General features: G+C 56.8%; 19 protein-coding genes. 5 read left to right on the plus strand and 14 right to left on the minus strand.

The window, feature by feature from the left end; all coding sequences use genetic code 11:
* Both AM379_RS02500 and nudI read left to right on the plus strand, forming a co-directional pair.
* Positions 1-1,170: an HlyD family efflux transporter periplasmic adaptor subunit gene (locus AM379_RS02500; RefSeq protein ID WP_086462978.1), complete on the plus strand. Its 1,170-nt coding sequence runs from the start codon at positions 1-3 to the stop codon at positions 1,168-1,170.
* A 171-nt stretch (positions 1,171-1,341) separates the two neighbouring features.
* Complete coding sequence (gene nudI, locus AM379_RS02505; RefSeq protein ID WP_106503424.1) at positions 1,342-1,767, plus strand: nucleoside triphosphatase NudI; 426 nt, start codon at positions 1,342-1,344, stop codon at positions 1,765-1,767.
* Here the strand turns inward: nudI and AM379_RS02510 are convergent.
* Entirely contained in the window at positions 1,739-2,497 is a 759-nt protein-coding gene (locus AM379_RS02510) for an AraC family transcriptional regulator (RefSeq protein ID WP_236900323.1), read from the minus strand. The genes nudI and AM379_RS02510 overlap by 29 nt on opposite strands.
* A gap of 69 nt (positions 2,498-2,566) precedes the next feature.
* Between AM379_RS02510 and AM379_RS02515 the strand changes: the two genes are divergently transcribed.
* Positions 2,567-2,986, plus strand: a complete 420-nt coding sequence (locus tag AM379_RS02515; protein WP_106503425.1) for a hypothetical protein — start codon at positions 2,567-2,569, stop codon at positions 2,984-2,986.
* 2 nt (positions 2,987-2,988) lie between these two features.
* On the opposite strand, the gene AM379_RS02520 is transcribed toward AM379_RS02515, so the two are convergent.
* The 3 genes from AM379_RS02520 to AM379_RS02530 all read right to left on the minus strand — a co-directional run bounded on the left by AM379_RS02520 (position 2,989) and on the right by AM379_RS02530 (position 5,748).
* Complete coding sequence (locus tag AM379_RS02520) at positions 2,989-3,507, minus strand: DUF6622 family protein (RefSeq protein WP_047366118.1); 519 nt, start codon at positions 3,505-3,507, stop codon at positions 2,989-2,991.
* Positions 3,508-3,592: 85 nt separating this feature from the next.
* A complete protein-coding gene (locus AM379_RS02525; protein WP_106503426.1) occupies positions 3,593-4,774 on the minus strand; it encodes an aminotransferase-like domain-containing protein in 1,182 nt (393 codons plus the stop codon).
* Positions 4,775-4,839: 65 nt separating this feature from the next.
* A complete protein-coding gene (locus AM379_RS02530) occupies positions 4,840-5,748 on the minus strand; it encodes a LysR family transcriptional regulator (RefSeq protein WP_106503427.1) in 909 nt (302 codons plus the stop codon).
* Positions 5,749-5,845: 97 nt separating this feature from the next.
* Between AM379_RS02530 and AM379_RS02535 the strand changes: the two genes are divergently transcribed.
* Positions 5,846-6,448, plus strand: coding sequence for a short chain dehydrogenase (locus AM379_RS02535; RefSeq protein ID WP_025203409.1), 603 nt, complete (start codon positions 5,846-5,848; stop codon positions 6,446-6,448).
* Here AM379_RS02535 and AM379_RS02540 read toward each other — a convergent pair.
* The 5 genes from AM379_RS02540 to AM379_RS02560 form a co-directional block, all read right to left on the minus strand.
* Positions 6,442-7,176, minus strand: coding sequence for a class I SAM-dependent methyltransferase (locus tag AM379_RS02540; RefSeq protein ID WP_106503428.1), 735 nt, complete (start codon positions 7,174-7,176; stop codon positions 6,442-6,444). The two genes, AM379_RS02535 and AM379_RS02540, sit on opposite strands and share 7 nt — an antisense overlap.
* A 73-nt stretch (positions 7,177-7,249) precedes the next feature.
* Positions 7,250-8,248, minus strand: coding sequence for a transketolase family protein (locus AM379_RS02545; RefSeq protein ID WP_106503429.1), 999 nt, complete (start codon positions 8,246-8,248; stop codon positions 7,250-7,252).
* The gene (locus tag AM379_RS02550) at positions 8,248-9,093 is read right to left on the minus strand and encodes a transketolase (RefSeq protein ID WP_040018943.1); all 846 of its coding nucleotides are present in this window, start codon (positions 9,091-9,093) and stop codon (positions 8,248-8,250) included. Before AM379_RS02550 ends, AM379_RS02545 begins: the two co-directional genes overlap by 1 nt.
* A gap of 12 nt (positions 9,094-9,105) precedes the next feature.
* Positions 9,106-9,855, minus strand: a complete 750-nt coding sequence (locus tag AM379_RS02555; RefSeq protein WP_073396522.1) for an SDR family NAD(P)-dependent oxidoreductase — start codon at positions 9,853-9,855, stop codon at positions 9,106-9,108.
* 36 nt (positions 9,856-9,891) lie between these two features.
* A complete protein-coding gene (locus AM379_RS02560) occupies positions 9,892-11,223 on the minus strand; it encodes an MFS transporter (protein WP_106503430.1) in 1,332 nt (443 codons plus the stop codon).
* A gap of 281 nt (positions 11,224-11,504) precedes the next feature.
* Between AM379_RS02560 and AM379_RS02565 the strand changes: the two genes are divergently transcribed.
* Positions 11,505-12,425, plus strand: coding sequence for a LysR substrate-binding domain-containing protein (locus AM379_RS02565; protein ID WP_032680431.1), 921 nt, complete (start codon positions 11,505-11,507; stop codon positions 12,423-12,425).
* 18 nt (positions 12,426-12,443) lie between these two features.
* Here the strand turns inward: AM379_RS02565 and AM379_RS02570 are convergent, their stop codons facing one another.
* From AM379_RS02570 to fdrA, 5 genes are read right to left on the minus strand one after another with little or no spacing between them, the layout of a single operon-like run.
* The gene (locus tag AM379_RS02570; RefSeq protein WP_032678820.1) at positions 12,444-13,823 is read right to left on the minus strand and encodes an amidohydrolase family protein; all 1,380 of its coding nucleotides are present in this window, start codon (positions 13,821-13,823) and stop codon (positions 12,444-12,446) included.
* Positions 13,824-13,839: 16 nt separating this feature from the next.
* Entirely contained in the window at positions 13,840-14,790 is a 951-nt protein-coding gene (locus AM379_RS02575; protein WP_106503431.1) for a carbamate kinase family protein, read from the minus strand.
* A gap of 44 nt (positions 14,791-14,834) precedes the next feature.
* A complete protein-coding gene (locus AM379_RS02580; protein ID WP_014171302.1) occupies positions 14,835-16,379 on the minus strand; it encodes a hypothetical protein in 1,545 nt (514 codons plus the stop codon).
* Positions 16,380-16,390: 11 nt separating this feature from the next.
* The gene (locus AM379_RS02585; RefSeq protein ID WP_032680426.1) at positions 16,391-17,806 is read right to left on the minus strand and encodes a DUF1116 domain-containing protein; all 1,416 of its coding nucleotides are present in this window, start codon (positions 17,804-17,806) and stop codon (positions 16,391-16,393) included.
* Positions 17,806-19,347: an acyl-CoA synthetase FdrA gene (gene fdrA / locus AM379_RS02590; RefSeq protein ID WP_104440312.1), complete on the minus strand. Its 1,542-nt coding sequence runs from the start codon at positions 19,345-19,347 to the stop codon at positions 17,806-17,808. The genes AM379_RS02585 and fdrA overlap by 1 nt, the downstream gene beginning before the upstream one ends.
* Between the last annotated feature and the right edge of the window lie 81 nt (positions 19,348-19,428).

A 19,428-nucleotide genomic window follows, 5' to 3' on the forward strand; every position in this document is an offset into this window, starting at 1 on the left:
ATGGACGACCTGGACAATGCGCTCGACTCCGAAAGCGGCTACACCGGTGCGCGGCGGATTGTTATCTTCTCTTTACTGATGTTCGTGGTACTTGGCGTCTGGGCGTGGTTTGGCGTGCTGGATGAAGTCTCAACCGGCACGGGCAAAGTGATCCCCAGTTCGCGCGAGCAGGTTTTACAGTCGCTCGACGGGGGGATCCTCACCGAGCTGAACGTCCATGAGGGTGACCAGGTGCAGGCCGGACAAGTGCTGGCGCGACTCGATCCCACGCGTTCAGAATCTAACGTTGGTGAAAGCGCGGCGCGCTACCGAGCCTCGCTGGCCTCCAGCGTGCGACTGTACGCCGAGGTAAACGATCTGCCGCTGAAATTTCCCCCTTCGCTGGCGAAGTGGACCGATCTGACCGCCGCCGAAACCCGGCTCTATAATTCACGCCGTGCGCAGCTGGAAGATACCCAGCGGGAGCTGCGTGCAGCATTGGATCTTGCGAATAAGGAGCTGGCGATCACTCAGCGTCTGGTGAAAACCGGCGCCGCCAGCCACGTGGAGGTACTGCGCCTGCAGCGGCAGAAAAGCGATCTGGAGCTGAAACTCACCGACGTGCGATCCCAGTATTATGTGCAGGCCCGCGAGGCGTTATCCAAGGCCAACGCTGAAGTGGATATGGTCTCGGCGATCCTCAAAGGCCGCGAGGATTCAGTGACCCGCTTAACGGTGAAATCTCCGGTGCGCGGGATCGTGAAAAACATCAAAGTCACCACCATCGGTGGCGTCATCCCGCCTAACGGCGAGCTGATGGAGATTGTGCCGGTGGACGATCACCTGCTGATCGAAACCCGCCTCTCCCCGCGCGATATCGCCTTTATCCACCCGAATCAGGAAGCGCTGGTAAAAATCACCGCCTACGATTACGCCATTTATGGCGGGCTGCACGGCGTGGTTGAAACCATTTCGCCGGACACCATTCAGGACGAAGCCAAGCCGGAGGTGTTCTATTACAGGGTATTTATCCGCACCAGCCAGGATTACCTGGTGAATAAAGCAGGCAGGCACTTCTCAATCGTGCCGGGGATGATTGCGACGGTGGACATTAAAACCGGTGAGAAAACGGTGCTGGATTACATGATCAAGCCGTTCAACCGGGCGAAAGAGGCGCTGCGAGAGCGCTAATCACTGGCTGTTTGTTTCTCCGGCCCTCTCCTCGTGGAAGAGGGCCGGAGTCATGGCATCCATAACCCGCAACAATACCGCTTAAGCCAGCGGCGAAAGTCTGACCTCGTTTACCTTTTCCCTTTCCGCCTTCTGTTAAAATAGCCCAAACTCATTTTTCAGGAAGAAACCATGCGTCAACGAACTATTGTCTGCCCCATCATTCAGAACGACGGGGCGTATCTGCTGTGCAAAATGGCCGATGACCGCGGCGTATTTCCCGGCCAGTGGGCATTATCGGGCGGCGGGATGGAGCCGGGAGAAACCATGGAGCAGGCGCTGCGCCGTGAAATTCGCGAAGAGCTGGGCGACGCGCTGGAGATCACGGAGGTCAAACCCTGGGTGTTTCGCGATGACATTCGGGTGAAAACCTATGCCGATGGCACCACGGAAGAGATTTATATGATTTACCTGATTTTCGACTGCATCAGCACAAATCGGCAGGTAACGTTTAACGACGAGTTTCAGGAGGTTGCCTGGGTCCGCCCGGAAGCACTTAAAGCACTGGATCTGAACGAAGCCACGCGCATTACCTTCGCACAGAAGGGGCTTCTTTAAGCGCCCACTGCCCGGGGGTTTTGCCGGTAAAGGCCCTGAAAACCTCAATAAACGCGCTGATACTGTTGTAGCCGCACGACAGCGCGATCCAGCCAACCGGTTTACCTGCTGCCAGCCACTCCATTGCCCGCATGACGCGGGCAAGTTGCCGCCAGTTAACAACGTTCATTCCCGTTTCCGCGCTAAACCGACGGTGGAATGTTCGCACGCTCATTCCCGCAAGGGAGGCATAGTGCTCAACCGTCTGGTTGTCGTCCACACGTTGCATCAGATGGCTGGCTACCTTCTTTAATCGGGGATCGGCTGGCATGGGCAGCAGATAGCGCACCTGACGGCCCCGCGCCAGTTCATCCAGCAGCAGGGCGAGCTTTCGCGGATCGTACCCGCTGCCTTCAGCATTTAAGCGTGAAAACAGCGCGCTGGTGAGCTCACCGGGTTCGAAAAGCGTCGTTTCACCGGGCAGCGCTTTACACCATGCGGGATCCAGATAGATCGCATGACCGTCAATCGCACTCCCGGAAAAGGCAGCATGCTCCTGACCGGGCGGGATCCAGCCGATATGTTGCGCCGGTACAACCGAACGCCCAGACGCTGTTTCGACAACCAGCAGACCCGTCGTAATCCGCCAGAGCTGACCGGCCTGATGGCTGTGCCACGGCGTATGGTATCCACCTGAATGCAAAAGTGTCTCGAAGCTGACCACGTTATTTGGCCGAAAATCGTTATTCATTGGCTTATTACAGAAACTACGTCTCTGTCTGTCAAGGATAATGGCGGCTCAACGCAACGAGGAATCACCATGAACTTCATCACCCGCCTGATTACCCAGTCTGACAATGCTATTTTGCGTGAGGAAATGTCCCGTTTACTGACCGGCCTGTTTAAAGGCGAAATTGATCCGAAAGACGTTTTTTCGCCAGAGTATCAGCAGATCACGGACGGTCACTCTCTTGATTATTCTGGCTTTATTCAGCACCTGGAGCACGTGCGTTCGCAGATCCGCGATATCGCCTTCCGCGTGGAACAGATAGGGTGTCATGACACACTGCTGGCTGACCGGCATATCGTGACCGTCACGTATCCCGAAGGCCATCAGGCAGAAATAGAGGTTTATATGTTTGCCACGCTGTGCGCAGGAAAAATCTGCCGGATCCACGAAGTCACGCGAGTAGCCAACGGTGAAGCTTCTGCTCGCGCGCTGGCCCATGCAACGGGCTAACGTTACTCAGCCGGTTGCGGTGCGCTGCTGAGATATACCCCTACATAGCGCGTAAACTTCCCGATAAAGACCCCGGCAAATACCCCGCCGGAGACTATCGCCAGCGCGCTCATGGCGGGCTGTTGCAACGTCTGGGGAGAGAGGGCGTTCATCACCCCCAGCACGTATTTCACCCCAAATGCCAGCATCATAAACGGCAGTGCCGTGTAGTCCGGCTGGCGATAAAGGGTGCGCGGCGCGTCGGTGCGGGTGATGACCGTCTGCTTAATCAGCACATACCCCAGCGCCGCGCCCGCCACAATCCCCGCAACCCAAAGGGCCACCGTCGCGAGAGTAAGATCGCGATAGACCACCAGATCGTAGATATCCCAGATAAGAAAGATGGCAGGAATGATGGCCAGCCTTTCCAGCGTCACGGTGGCAGGCTTACGGGCATTGAGGCCGCGTGAGATAAGAAAGATAAACAGAACCCACACCCAGACGGGGGTGTGCGTGAGGATACCGATCAGAAATTCAAACATGGGATTCACCATGAACGCTTGCGGCGCTGGCCGCACTGCACAAGTAATGCGCATAACAACACAGGTGCCATTATGCGCAGGTCTGTTACAGCGATTTTTTCAGGCGACGAACCGCCTCTTTCAGCTCTTCATCGGTTGGCGTGACAAACGACATGCGCAGCGTCGTATGGTCTGGCTCATTGCAAAAGAAGAACTCACCCGGCACAAAAACCACGCCGTTGCTTAACGTTTTTTCCAGCCAGCGCGTGGTGTTGATGCCATTGTTCATTTTGGCCCACAGGAACATTCCGCCCTTCGGCTTATGGAACGACATGACATCACCCAGTTCCGCCTCCAGTTCATTTGCAAAGGTCTGGTATTTCTGGCGGTATGCTTCACGGATCATTTTAATCTGATCGGCCAGACGACCGGTTTTCAGGTACTCATAGGTCATCAGCTGTGACAGCGTGCTGGTGTGCAGATCGGTGGTTTGCTTGAGATTAACCACCGCGCGTTTCAGCCACTCCGGTACCAGCACCCAGCCCACACGAGTGCCCGGGGCGAGGATTTTGGAGAAGGTCGAGGTATAGACGACGTTCTCTTCATTGCCGATATCTTTGGCATGGGCAATTAACGGGCGGAACACTTCATCGGTATAATTAATTTCACTGTACGGATCGTCTTCGATAATAACGAAGTCATAGCGCTTCGATAATTCCACCAGCTGTTTACGACGCACCTCAGAAAGCGTTACCCCACCCGGGTTACCAAATGTCGGAACAATATAAACCGCCTTGATGGTTTTATTCGCCACCAGTGCTTCAAGTTCATCCACTTTCATTCCGTCGCCATCGGTGCCCACGGATTCAAATTTGGCCTGTGCCAGACCAAATACCTGCAGTGCCGCGAGATACGTTGGACGTTCGACGACGACGGTATCGCCCGGGTTAATTAACGCCCGCGCCAGCACGTCGAGAGATTGTTGCGAACCGGACGTAATGACCACGTCATCGGCCTTGCAGGAGATCCCACGGCCTTCACTGATGAGCTTAATTTCTTCACGCAGCCCCGGGATGCCTTCGGTAAGACCGTACTGAAAAGCTTCACCAAAATGCTGTGATAATACGGCATCAGCGGCAATTTTCAGGCCTTCATGATCGAACAGTGCAGGGTTAGGAATACCGCCACCCAGCGAAATCACCCCGGCCATTTTGCTATGTTTTAATAATTCACGGATGGCAGATGATTGCAGGCCCTGTGCGCTGCTGGCGAGTTTATTCACAGACATTCTTTGCTTACCTTCTTTTTTATAATGTGCCTAATCTTAGTAGCATAAGTCTGCGGCTTTGATAATTACTTTTCTTCAACGGCATGGCCAAAATATTCCGCACCCTGCAGAATATGCGCGACAAATTGCGTGAGCTTGGGTAGCGGACGTAAATCCTGGCGCCACAGCAAATGTACCGGTCGTGGCGCAGGCGTATAGTTCTCCAGCACCTGCACCAGCCTGCCGCTCGCCAGCTCTTCTGCCACCAGCACTTCGGGTTGCAGTAATAATCCCGCCCCCGCTCTCGCCGCCATCCGTAGCCCATAGCCATCGTTGCAGCGCAGAATGGCATCGCGCTTCCAGCGCATCTCACCTTCAACCCCCGGCAGCCGCCATTCGTTACGCGCGGTCCACACCGTGTGTGACAGGCAGAGATGATCCGCCAGATCGGCAGGCGTTCGCGGCGTGCCGTAACGCGCCAGATACGCCGGGGCCGCGCAGATCACCATTCGGTACGGGCAGAGGAATTTCGCCACCAGATCGTCGTTATGAATATCACCGATGCGAATGGCCAGATCGACCCCTTCATCCACCAGATCCACCATCCGGTTGGTCAGATCCAGCTCCACGCGCACGTCCGGGTAGCGCTGCAAAAAGGTCGCGGTGAGGGGGGCTATCACACAACCGCCAAACGAGGTGGGCGCCGTGACCCGCAAGGTCCCGGCTGGGGCGGCACGCAGTCGCTCAACCGCGCTTTCGGCGATAGAGACCTGCTCCAGCACCCGCTTCGCCTCGTCGAAATAGACCCGCCCGGCATCCGTCAGACTTTGACGCCGCGTGTTTCGCTCCAGCAGCCGGGTGCCGAGCTGAGACTCCAGCAACGCAATGTACTTCCCCACCATCACCGCTGACATCTCCAGCCGGCCTGCCGCGCCGGTAAAACTGCCGCTCTCAACGACAGCAATGAAGGTCTCCATGCTGCGAAGCTTATCCATATTCCAAACCCCTGGTTAGCAATCCTCTAACTTTAGCCCAGTTTATCTGAGTTTTGATTTATTAAAGAATGAAAGCTCACAACCTAAGGAGTCAGCTATGAAAATCGTGATTATTGGTGCCAGCGGTACGGTCGGTCGTGCGGTAACAGAAGAGCTGAGCCGTCGCCACGACGTGATCCGCGTGGGTCGTACCCAGGGCGACTACCAGGTGGATATCACCTCTCAGGCCAGCGTCCAGGCATTGTTTGAAAACATCGGTGCGGTGGATGCGATTGTCTCTGCCAGTGGCGGCCTGCACTTCGGCCCGCTCGCGACCATGAAAGACAGCGATTTCAACCAGGGCTTGCAGGATAAGCTGCTGGGACAGGTTCGTCTGGCGTTGACCGGCCAGCATTACCTCAACGAAGGCGGCTCCATCACCCTGATAAGCGGGATCGTGGCGCATGAGCCTATCGCACAGGGGGTGAATGCCACCACGGTGAACGCCGCCCTGGAAGGGTTTGTCCGCGCCGCGGCCTGTGAACTGCCGCGCGGGATCCGCATCAACCTGATTAGCCCGACGGTGCTTACCGAATCAGCGGAAGCGTACGAAGGCTTCTTCCCGGGCTTTGAAAGTGTTCCCGCCGCAACGGTGGCGCAGGCCTATCGTCGCAGCGTGGAAGGGGTGCAGAATGGACGGGTGTATAAAGTGGGTTACTGAGTCTTAGCGGCAGAAATCAGGACCAGCATCGGACGTTCCGCCTCTTCGGCCAGCGCGGGCCAGGCATCAATTTGTGCCTGCGTTGGTCCCCATTCGTTCACTTCCGTTATTGTCAGCCCCGCCTTAATAAGCGCATTGAGCGTGGTACCCAGCGTACGGTGGTATTTGATCACCCCCTCTGCCAGCCAGTTGCTGACGCGCTCGCCCTCATCCTGATAGCGATTAACGCCCCAGAAACGCTCGCCGTTGTCGTCGGTTAGCCAGCCCTGACGTGTGGCGCAGGTGTAAATCGGATGTTCCATTGAAAAGACGAGGCTGCCGCCGGGTTTAAGCGCCCGCCGGATTTTCTCAAACAGGGTCTCCAGCGCCGGCAGGTAGTGCAGCGCCAGTGAACTGTAGATCAAATCAACGCTGTGCTCAGGTAACGCCAGAGATGCCAGATCGCTACGCTGATAGTGAATTTGCACGTCATCCGTCAGTTCAGCCGCCCGGGCGAGCATCTTTTCGGAGAGATCAACGCCGGTCACTTCTGCCGCCCCCAGCGTGCGCGCAGCGCGACAGAACCAGCCGTAACCGCAGCCAAGATCGATAACTGACTTGCCGGATAACGGTGGCAGCATGTTTTTCAGCGCAGGCCATTCCGGTGCGCCGTCCAGACCCTGCACCGAACGCGGTAGCCGGGCATAGCCTTCAAAAAACGCCGGGTTGTCGTAGATGTTTTGTGCCATGACGGACTCCTTTATCGCAACAGAGGCGAGGGTAAAACACCCCTCGCCCGTTGACAACATACCCGTCTGAAAATCAGAGCCTGCGCCGGATCTTCTGCACCATGGCGGCAGTCGAAATCCCGTAACGCGCGTGAAGGGTCGGTAGCGCACCCGCATCAAGGAAAGCATCCGGCAACGCAACGGTGTCAAAGTCGACGTTAACGCGATGGCGCATCAACAGCGACGCCACGGCTTCACAAAGCCCGCCAACGCTACTGTGGTTTTCAGCCACAATAACCAGACGTCCGGGTTTCGCGGCTTGCGCCAGAATGGTCGCTTCATCCAGGGGCTTAATCGTGGGTGAGTGAAGTACCGCCACGCTGACATTATCCTTGCGCAACTGCTTTGCCGCCTCCAGTGCGCGCATGGTCATCAGCCCTGAGGCGATAATCAGCACATCACTGCCCTCTTCCAGCAGCGCGGCTTTGCCTATTTCAAACCGGTAATTGTACTGATCCAGCACCACCGGAACCTTACCGCGTAACAAACGCATATAAACCGGCCCTTCGTGGCTGGCAATGGCAGGCACCGCCTGTTCGGTGTCAATCGCATCGCAAGGATCGATAATGGTCATGCCCGGAATGCCGCGCATGATCGCAATATCTTCCGTTGCCTGATGGCTTGGCCCGTAGCCGGTGGTCAACCCCGGTAGCGCGGCGCAAATCTTGACGTTGAGGTGTTCCTCAGCAATGACCTGATGAATAAAATCGTAGGCACGGCGGGTGGCGAACACGGCATAGGTGGTGGCAAAGGGAATAAAGCCCTCTTTGGCCATCCCACCTGCCGCCCCCATTAACAGCTGTTCCGCCATTCCCATCTGAAAGAAACGGTCAGAGTATGCCTGGGCAAAGATATGCAGGTCGGTATATTTCGACAAATCTGCCGTCATGCCGACAATGTTCTGGCGCTGAGCCGCCAGTTTCACCAGCGCGTGGCCAAACGGCGCGGCCCGGGTTTCCTGCCCTTCCTCTGCAATCGAGGCAATCATGGCGGAGGTGGTTAAACGCGGTTTATTTTCGACGGGCTGGCTCATTACAGGACTCCTTCTGGTTTATTCGCATCGAGCACGGCGAGCGCCTGTTGCCACTCATCGGCATCCACGCGAATAAAATGGTTCTTGTCACGCTGCTCGAGGAAAGGCACGCCCTTGCCCATCAGCGTGTCGCATAAGATGACGCGCGGCTGTTGTTCGGGATAGCGTCTGGCATTATCAAACGCCGACACCAGCGCGGGGATATCGTTACCGTTAACGCGTTGTACATACCAGCCAAAGGAGGTCCACTTATCTTCCAGCGGCTCAAAACCGAGGATGTTATGTGAATTACCGTCCGCCTGTTGCCGGTTAATGTCCACCAGCACAATCAAGTTCGAGAGCCCATGATGCGAGGCTGACATGGCGGCTTCCCAGGTTGAACCTTCGTCCAGCTCACCGTCAGACATGGAGTTAATTACCCACGCCGTGCTCTGTTTGTGCTTCAGCCCCAGCGCCATTCCCACACCAATGCTGAGTCCCTGCCCCAGAGAACCGCCGGAGATCTCCATGCCGGGCGTATACGTTGCCATGCCGGACATCGGCAGGCGGCTGTCATCCGAGCCGTAGGTTTCAAGTTCCTCTTCAGGAACGATCCCCGCCTCGATCAGCGCCGCATAATACGCAATGGCGTAATGTCCGTGGGAGAGCAGGAAGCGGTCGCGGCCTTCCCACTCCGGCTCCTGAGCCCTGAAGGTCATACCGTGCGCAAACGCAGTTGCCAGCACGTCGGCATAGCCCAGCGCCTGACCGATATAGCCCTGACCTTGTACTTCGCCCATTCGCAGCGCGTAGCGGCGAATGCGCCACGCGGCCGCGGCAACCTGTTGAACTGTCGTATTCGTCATTCTCGTCTCCCCTTAATGGATCAGCATGCCGCCGTTCACGTCGAGCGTGATACCGGTGGAATAAGAAGAGAGATCGCTCCCCAGGAACAGCGCGGCACGGGCAACATCCTGTGCATCACCAAGACGGTTGAGCGGAATACCCGCCAGAATGGCGGTTTTCATCTCATCGCTCAGCTTGCCAGCGGTGATGTCCGTCTGGATAAGCCCCGGGGTGATGCAGTTCACGCGCACGTTATCCGGCCCAAGCTCACGGGCCATGGCTTTGGCCAGCCCCAGCACGCCGGCTTTTGCAGCGCTGTAGTGCGGGCCGCCAAAAATACCGCCGCCGCGCTGTGCCGAAACTGAAGAGATACAGACAATGCTGCCGGACTTCTGCGCGCGCAGAGTGGGAATCACCGCCTGGGACATCAGCAGCGTACCGCGCAGGCTGACATCCAGTACGGCATCGTAATTGTCGCGCTTAATATCCATCAGTTTGAGCGGCTGGGTTATCCCGGCGTTATTCACCAGAATGTCGATGCGCCCATATTTACCCAGAACCTGCTCAATGGCTGCGTTCACCTGCAACTCGTTGCTGACGTTTGCCGCAAGCCCCAGATGCCCTTCACCCAGAGATGCAGCCGCACGCTGGCTGGCCTCGGCATCTAAATCAATAATGACCACTTTCGCGCCCTGCTCGGCATATAATTTTGCCGTGGCGAAACCCAAACCGCGCACAGAGGCCGCGCCGGTAATCACGGCGACTTTATCTTTCAGAAGCATATATTTACTCCAGTATTGTAAGAGAGGTTTTATTTATTATTTCGGTTCTTCCAGCAAGATAATCATGACTAATCCAATTGCTGCGCAAATACCGAAATAAATAAAGACAGAATTAAAGCTTCCAGTTTTATCCAGCAGATAACCTGCCAGCATCGGCGAAACAAATCCGCCGAGATTGCCGCCGCTATTAATAATTGATGCGGCGATGGGATACGTTTTGCTGTCTGCGACGGCCATTCCATAAGCGGTGAAGGCGGGCCAGCCTATATTCAGACAGAGACCAACAAAAAAGAGGCCGACACAAACCGCAACGGTGCTTTGCGGGATATTCAGCATAATGATCATCATCAGTACGGTGCTGATGGCTGTAAACATCATGGTCGGTTTACGCCTTCGCCCGAGCCATTTATCGGAGACATAGCCGCCAAAAATCGCGCCGATAAAACCGCCGATACACGGCATACTCGCGACGAGGCCCATACTCATGAACGTAAAGCCTTTTTCTTTCACCAGATAAAGCGGTATCCAGGTCAACAGGCCATACAGCACGCTGACCATCATGAAGTAGGCCACACAGTCACCGAGAATATTTTTCGATGTGAACAGACCTTTTACCGTGCTGATGGGCGACAGATCCCGTACGCGGATCAGACGGTCAAGGCGGGAGAAGCCGGGGGAAATCACGATATTTTCCCGTCTGGCATCCGGTGTCGCCTGACCTGCGGTAATGGTCTCCAGTTCGGCCTTTGACACGAAAGGGCTCTCGGAAGGCCGTGTACGTACCAGTAAATACCACAGGACAGCAATGACCAGCCCCGGAATGGCAAAAGAGAAAAAGACCCAGCGCCAACCCCATGTCATGGCAATCCACACTGCCAGCGGCGGCACCAGAATGGGGGCAAACATGGTGGCAGCAATATAGACGCCGGTCGCCGTGGCCTTCTCTTTTGGTGGAAACCAGTTATTGATCGTTGATGCCAACCCCACCGGGCATGGCCCCTCGGTTAACCCCAGCCCCAGGCGGATAAACTTCAGGCCCAGCACTGAGGTCGCAGTCCCCATCAACCAGGTAAACGCCGAGAAGCCAAATATCGACAGCGCCACCATTCCGCGAATGCCCTTTTTGGCGATAAAAAAGCCCGCCGGTATTTGGCTCAGGGCGTATCCCAAAAAGAACATACTGGCGATCGCACCGGCTTCGAAATTATTGATATGAAACTCGTCGATGATAAAAGGAAGGACAGCACCAATATTTGTTCGGTCGGCATAGTTAATGGCATACACAATAAAAATTAACGCCAGCACAACGAAACGGTAATTGGTTTTCTTTGTCGCTATGTAGGGGGCAACTTGTTCTATACGAGACATGTTTTACCTCATTATTCGAACAACGTGAGTCGTTTTATTTATGCGTTCAACGTCAATATATCGGCTATCGAACGAAACACCATTCAATAAAACTCATTTATTGCTGAGATAAATTTGATACGCGATGCAGGTCATAAAAATAAAATCTAACCCTCATCAATATTCATCGATAAAACACTGTGAACAGGATCATGTTTAATCCATTCAGCCGGGTAAAAATTGCTGACGCGATGCCGCAATGTTATGTTTTTTAAAATTGTCTCGTTTAAAAGGAGTGGGCCATGCCCGCGCAGGATCGCCAGACCCTCCCCATACCCTCGCTGCGAAATATTCAGTCCTTTATCGCCGTGGCCAACTCTCTCAGTATCCATCTGGCAGCCGAACAGCTTAACGTCACCGCGTCAGCCGTCAGTCATCAGATCGCCTCGCTGGAATCCTGGATGGGGAAGAAGTTATTTATCCGCAGCGGCAAAGGCGTGACCCTGACCCCGACGGGGGAAAAATATCTGCGCGACGTCTCCGCAGCAATGAGCGCCATCGGCCGTGCAACCGAACAGGTGATGAAAGAGGCTGATAATCCGGTATTGCGCGTTCACTCTTCACCAACGTTTGGCCTGACGTGGTTGTTGCGCCGGCTCGGCAAATTTCGCAGTGAATACCCGGATATTACGGTCAATCTTTCCTGCTCCTACGAGAACCTGCAGTTTGCACGCGATAACATCGATATTGATATTCGCCACGGCATCCCGGACTGGGACGCTTACAGGGTCATGACCATTAAAAACGATGCGCTGGTGGTGCTGGCCTCACCGGCATATCTGCACGCACATCCCGTCAACACGCCGCAGGACCTGCTTTCACAGGCGCTTATCTCGTCGACCAGCACCCTCGTCAACTGGGAAAAATGGTTTGCCTGGCACAATATCGACCGCCCCTGGCTCAACTTCAGCCTGAGTTTTGATCGTTCCTACATGAGCTTTGAAGCCGCGCGCATGGGGCTGGGATTTATTCTGGAAAGCAAGATGATGGCCACCGATCACCTGAACGATGGCTCCCTGGTGCAGGTGCTACCAGATGAAACGGGGATCGCCATTAATGCGCATCATCTGGTGATGCCGCACATGAACGAGCGCACCTGGAAGATCCAGCAGTTTGTTGAGTGGATTGATCGCGAGCTGCGTCTGTCGGGGTATCACCTGTAGCAATACCCCGACGTGGCGTCAGGAGACGGTGCCCCACACAAGATTGCCCTTATGGAAGGTCGCGGTGCGCGGTGAAATCCGCGCCACGGCCTCGGCGGAACAGGAAGCGTCCACCAGCACAAAGCTGGCATCGTCCTGCGCTTTTGGCCACACGCGCTCGCCTTTGTCGTTCAACGGCAGCACATCACCGGTGGCGATACCCAGCGCACGGGAGAGCGTCTGTTCATTCGGGCGAATATAGAGCTGGGCGTAAAGATTGGCTTTTTCCAGCATATCGCCCAGCCCATACGGCGACCAGTGGTCAATGACGCTGTCGGTGCCGGTCATGACGAACACCCCCTTGTCACGGAGTTGCTTCAGCGGCATATGCAGGGTGCCAATCGGCACCGTAGAGGCAATGGTCACCTGCTGCGCCGCCATGCGGGTGGCGATTTCATCGACCTGCTGCTCGTTGAGCGTGGCCAGCGCGAAGGCATGGCTGATGGTCAGCTTGCCCTTCAGCGCGGGCGTTTTCTCCACGGTCTCTACCATGTAGTTCACCGCCGCGACGCCTGCCGGGCTGGTTTCATGCAGGTGGATGTCCACCCCTTTGTCATAATCCAGCGCAATCTGGAACATCGTGTCGAGGGATTTTTCCATCGCACCGTCCACGTTAGTCGGATCCAGACCGCCCACGTAGTGTGCGCCAGCCTGCATGGCCTCGCGCATCAGCGTTTCGGAGTGCGACAACAGCAAGCCGTGCTGCGGGAAGGCGACAATTTCACAGTCAAACCCCGGCTTGCGGCGCGCTAAGACGGCCTGGAGATTTTCCAGATTCTTCAGGCCGGATGTCGGCTCAATATTGCAGTGGCTGCGGGCGAGGGTGGAGCCTTTCGACTGGATCAGATCGATAAGCTTTTCCGCACGCTCCTGCGTGTAGGGCTGTAACTCTGGCAGCAATTTTTGTTCAAGACGGATCATGTCCTGAATGGTCGTGCCCGCCGGGCGGTTAAGGGAATGCCAGGGACCGCCGTAAAAGGTTTTATCCAGGTGAATATGCATGTCGCGCATCGCGGGCAGCATCAGCTTACTGCCTGCATCATAGTGTGGCAGCGTGGCATCGCCATGGCTTTTGTTATCACGCAGGGCGACAATTTTGCCGTCATTAATTTCGAGTGTTTTCAGTTCGGTGCGGGTGCTTGTCGCCACGCCGCCGTCAACGTTGAACCCGGCCTCCAGCAGCACGTTATCCAGGTAGTAGTGTCTGGCGGTAATGTTCATCGGTTTGCCTGTCTCACAACGTGGTTTCGCGGTCTCTGCAGCATACGCGACGGAGCCAGTGGTGCCAAACAGGGCGCAGGCGGTAACCATTTTGCCGCTCTGGCTAATAAACTCGCGTCGGCTTTTATTCTCACTCATCTTCTCTTCCTTTTACTTACGCATTCACAATGTGGGTACCGGTCTCACCGCGCAGCGCCGCAGGCAGGCAGTCCGGCGAGGTGATGATCACGCGCTTGCCGCCGTCGTTCAGAAACGCCAGCGAGGCGACGATTTTCGGCAGCATGCTGCCCGCCGGGAAGTGCCCCTCCGCCACGTAGCGTTTCATCTGCGCCATGTTCACCGTATCCAGCGCCTGCTGGTCCGGCTTACCAAAGTTGATGCACACTTTCTCCACCCCGGTGGTGATCACCAGCACGTCGGCATGGATCTCGCGGGCCAGCAGCGCGGTCGAGAGATCTTTATCAATCACCGCATCGACGCTCTGGTAATCCCCCTGCGCTGTGCGCACCACCGGAATACCACCACCGCCCGCCCCGATCACCACAAAGCCTTTTTGCGTCAGGGTCTTGATAGCCTCCGCTTCAACGATACGCAGCGGCTGCGGTGAGGCCACCACCCGGCGATAACCGCGCCCGGCGTCTTCAACAAAATGCCAGTCAGGATGGGCACGCTGGAGCGCATCACGCTGCGTCTCACTGAAAAACGCGCCGATAGGTTTGGTGGGATGGGCGAAACCCGGATCGTGTTTATCCACTTCCACCTGCGTGACGACCGTGACCGCTTTTTGCTCGCCGTGGGCGGCCATGCGGTTATTGAGCGCCTGCTGGATCAGGTAGCCGATACCGCCCTGGGTATCCGCCACGCAGTTTGCCAGCGGCGTGAGGGGTAGCCCTTCCCGCTCGTGAGCAATTTCAGCGCGGCGCAGATCCAGCCCCACCTGGGGGCCGTTGCCGTGAGTGAGCACGATGTCATAGTCAGACGCCAGCATCTCCAGCACTGACTCTGCAACCAATTTCACGGCCTGTGACTGGTGTTCAATGGACTGACTGGCGTTATCTTTGATAATGCTGTTGCCGCCAATGGCGACGACCATGAGCTCTTTCATAGTGTTTCCTTTGAAATGGTGCGGGGTGAGGACATCAGCCATTATCAGGACTCCGAAACCGGCGCTGCCGCGCTCACCGCGTCGCGGCTATCAAGAAAATGCTTCACCACAAACATGCCCCCCATCATCAGGTAGGCCGTGACAAACATCAGCGAACTGCCTTCGGCAAAGCCAACCACTGGCGCGTGGATCACGCCGAACAGCGCCAGCAACGCTCCAACGGCGGCGGCCACGGCTCCGCGCAGCGGTTTGTTGATGATGGCGAAGATAGCGATGCAGCCCCACAGCATACTGGCGAGCGGTGCGCCGTTACCCAGATGCACCAGTCCCTGGTAGTAGATCCCTTTGCTGTGCAGCACGTCGGTGCCAATTTTCGCCGCACTGGTCCCCGCCGCGCCCATCACGCTGTTCATCATGGTCAGCGCCCAGTTGGCGATCCACGGGAACAGGCAGATGAAGATCACGGGAACCTCCACTTTGGGCGTTTCCCTTACTACCTGGTTGGCGGTCACCACCCCGATAAACACCAGAATCGGCACGATGGCGGTCATCGGTATGATGGCGAGCATAAACGCCCCCAGCCCGAACAGCGGCACGATAAACATGGTCACACCGGAGGCCAGCGTGTAGCCAATGCTGGCCCCCATCGCTTTCCAGCCCGCGTGACCGACGTAAACCGTCACCGGGAACGGGTTACCCATCAGACACCCGAGCATGGAGGCCAGCCCGTTTGCCAGCATCACCTTGCGGGTCGGGTACTCATCCCCCGCCGCGTGGGCGCTTTCGATGTTTTCCAGGTCAAAAATGTAGTTCGCCAGACCCAGCGGGACGGCAGAGGCCAGGTACGGTAATGCGTGCGGCAGTCCCTGCATAAAGCTGTCGACATGCACTTCCGGCGGGTTAAAGCCAAACGACGACATCGAGGCTTTGATGGCCTCCGGGCTTTGCAGACCGGAGATCCACGCCAGCGCGGTACCGGCAATCAGCAAGAGCAGGCCGGTTGGGATTTTGGCGAAGATCGGCTTTTTACCAAACCAGTTAATAAAGATCAGCAGCAGCACGATGAACGACACGGTAGGTGCCTCAAACGCCTGCAGCATCGGGTTCATCGCCAGCAGCAGCAGGCCCAGCCCGGACAGGCACGACAACAGGACGGTACGCGGGATCATCTTGCGGATGGTTTCCCCCAGGAACGAACCGCCCGCCAGAATCATCGCCTCCACGAAGCACCACACCAGACCAATCTGGATAGCGAAATCCGCATCACCGGTTTGCTGGTAGACCGGCATCAGCACCAGAAAGGTCACGGTGAAAATTGACGGCGCGCTTGGGCCAGACGGCAGCGCGGTGACATCCGTACGCCCGGTCTGGCGCGCCATCTGCAGGCCAAACCACGCGTAGCAGACGCTCGCGACCAGCACCGCCAGCCCGAAGGCTGGCGCAATGCGTCCATAAACAATCTCCTTCGGGATGCCGACGACAAAAATGAGCAGCCCCATCATGGTCAGCAAATTGGTCAGGTTGTTGGTCATCAACCCGAAATACGCCGCCCAGTCACCTCTTTTCCACTCCAGTTTCATGTTTTTCATGGATGCATGCCTTATAAAAAGTAGCGATCGCGGAAGGTCAACAGCGCCTTTTCAAAACAGCTAAACGGCGGGTGAACGATGCCCGCCCCAATCATGCCAATACCTGCGTCTTTGTGGGCAATGGCGGTGTTAATGACCGGCAGAATGCCGCTGCCCGCGACTTTTGTGATGTCGATGGCGGTTGGAATGCCCATAAACGAGAGCAGCGGAATGGTGACGTTCGGGTTTTCACCGAGGGTGATCTCGCGCATCTGACGGGAGAAATCGATGGCTTCATCCACCGTGCCACCCACCAGTGCCACGATCGCCGGGGCTGTGGCCATCGCAAAACCACCGATACCGTAGGTTTCGGTAATGGCGCTGTCGCCAATATCCAGCCCGGAGTCTTCCGGCCTGTAGCCCGCGAACATGGGCCCTATCACCTGCTGCGCCGGGCCGGTGAACCACTGCCCCGGCAGCCCGGAGATGCGCAGGCCGAACTCGTAGCCGTTACGCGCCATGGTGGTGACCACGGTGCTGTATTCAATACCGTGTGCGGCATCCATGGCGGCTTTACACATCGCCATCCACGTCGGGCCGGAGAAGTAATCGCTGCTGGCGACGAACTCAAACACCTCACGCTGCTGTGCCACCGGATACCCGGCCTGAATCAGCCCGGGCGTCAACGCCTGGATCAGCAGCGTGGTGCCGGCGTTGTTGCGGTTATGGCACTCGTCGCCCATGTGCAGCGCCTGGGCCAGCATCAGGCGCAGGTCGATTTCACCAATGATTTTCATGGCATCGCGCAGCATCGGGCCGAGCACGTCACGCATCCAGTTCAGGCGGTCAATAACGCTCTGGTCGTTGGCGCCCATGCGCAGGATCTTCGCCATCTGCTCGCTAAGGTTAGTGAACGCCCGGTTGCCGTAGGTTTTGTTCTCAACGATGTGCATAAACATCGATGCCGAAGTGACGCCCGCCATTGAGCCTACGCAGTCGTGCTCGTGACAGGGCGAGAAGGTGATTGCCCCTGACGCCGCCACGCGCTCCGCGTCGTCGATATCGCGTGCCAGCCCTTCAAACACCAGCGCCCCGGTCACGGCCCCTTTCATTGCGCCACACATGTTTTCCCAGCTGACGGGCGGACCGGCGTGCAGAATGGTGGTGCGGGTCATGCCCGGCACGACGTTGATCGCCTGGTCGTAGCCCACCAGCACCGGATGGGACTGGATAATGCGCTCAAGGGCAATCTTATTGGCGGCGGCGATTTTGTCAGCCAGTGGCGCAAGGGCCAGCTGATCCAGCGCCTCTACTACCTGCAAGTTCCCCTGCCCCGGCGGCGTCCAGTCGAGCTGGGTCACGGGGATATGCTGCTTTTTGAGATCCGCACTGAACAGCGCGATACCGACGTTAATCACGTTTAACGGCTGGTTAAATAAGGTCGTCATCAGGCAGTCTCCCCTTTAAAGACAAATTCACGTGCCAGTAATCCGGTGTTGGTGCTGCTGCTCGCCCAGATCACCCCTGCCTCGGTCAGAAGCTGACACTGCTGTGTCAGGGACGGTGAGTCCTGGTCGGTTCCGAGCACATAGCCGAGAATTGCCAGCGGACGGTTATCGGCTTTCGCCATCGCCTGCGCCTCTTTTATGGCCTCAAGCATCACGCCGACCGGATCCTCGTGCGCGCCAAAGCCCAGTACAAAGTCCATCACGATCACCCCCACCTCGGGGTCACGCGCCTCCTGCAACAGGCGGCTGATGCGGTTGGTCGGGTCGATCATCGGGTGCGGTTTGCCGTGGGTGAAATCGTCATCTCCAAAATCAAGGAAGGTGTGGGCTTTACTGACGTTGATATCGTCCAGCCGTTTTGCCGGATCGGGTTGAATGTTGCTGTAGACGTCGTCGAACTTTTCCAGCGCGGCGAACATGGCCTCATCGCACAGGGTGCCGCCGCAGAACAGGCCGCGGATGTATTTCTGCTGGGGCGTCAGCCGGGCCCGCACCTCTTCGATCAGTGGCCAGTTCAGCGGATGCAGGTCGAGAGACTCTTTTTTCACCCCCGTTAACAGCACGGCCTTCAGCGCCGCCTCTTTGGTGCCACGGGCGAACTGCAGGTTGCCGTCATCAGCCGGCGGCTGATGACGACCGAGGAAACAGACCACCACCGGTTTGCGGCAGGTGCGGGCGCGGGCCAGCACTTTTTCTGCCACCGACGGCGCAGGCGGTTTAGAGATGAGGGTAATCACCTGGGTGGCGTCGTCAGCGTCCAGCATCGCGATGGCATCCAGCATCATCAGGCCACCTATCTTTTCGCTCAGATCGCGCCCGCCGGTGCCAATCAGCTGCGACACGCCGCCGCCGAATTCATGGATCCGTACGCTCAGCTCCTGGCTGCCGGTCCCGGACGCCCCGATAATACCGATCGGTCCGCGACGCACCGCATTGGCGAAGCATAGCCCGGTACCGTTGATAATGGCCGTGCCGCAGTCCGGCCCCATCATCAGCAGCCCTTTCTGGTGTGCCAGCTGCTTCAGCGCCAGCTCGTCATCAAGGCTGACGTTGTCGGAGAAGAGCATGACGTTGAGATCGTTTTCCAGCGCCTGACGTGCTTCGCGGGCGGCAAACGTGCCGTTTACCGAAATCACCGCCAGGTTGCTCTCAGGACGATGGGTTTTCGCACTGGCAAGGGTGGCATAACGCGCTTCATGGCTCCCGCCGCTCTCCTTGCGGGTGAAAAGCGCTTCGATGGCTGCCAGCGTTTCGTCATTCGCCGCCTCGCCTTTAATCACAATCATTAAGTCGCCGTTTTTGGCATCCGCTAATTCCGGCGTTAATAGCCCGAGATTTTTTAAAACGCCTTTGTTCATTTCTGTCGCCATAGCCACAAAAGCCTGCTCAACGCCCGGCAATTTATTGGCCTTGGTGGAAACCGACATCAATGACACCGAGTCAAAATAGGTATTCTTTTTTATGACGATTTTGGTGGGCATTATTTTCTCCTGAATGAGGATAAAAGGGGGCCGCCGTCGTGCAATAGGCACGTCGGTAAAATACTGTCTGAATGAGCGACC

It is taken from the genome of Enterobacter cloacae complex sp. FDA-CDC-AR_0132 (assembly GCF_003010695.1).
Lineage (GTDB): Bacteria > Pseudomonadota > Gammaproteobacteria > Enterobacterales > Enterobacteriaceae > Enterobacter > Enterobacter ludwigii.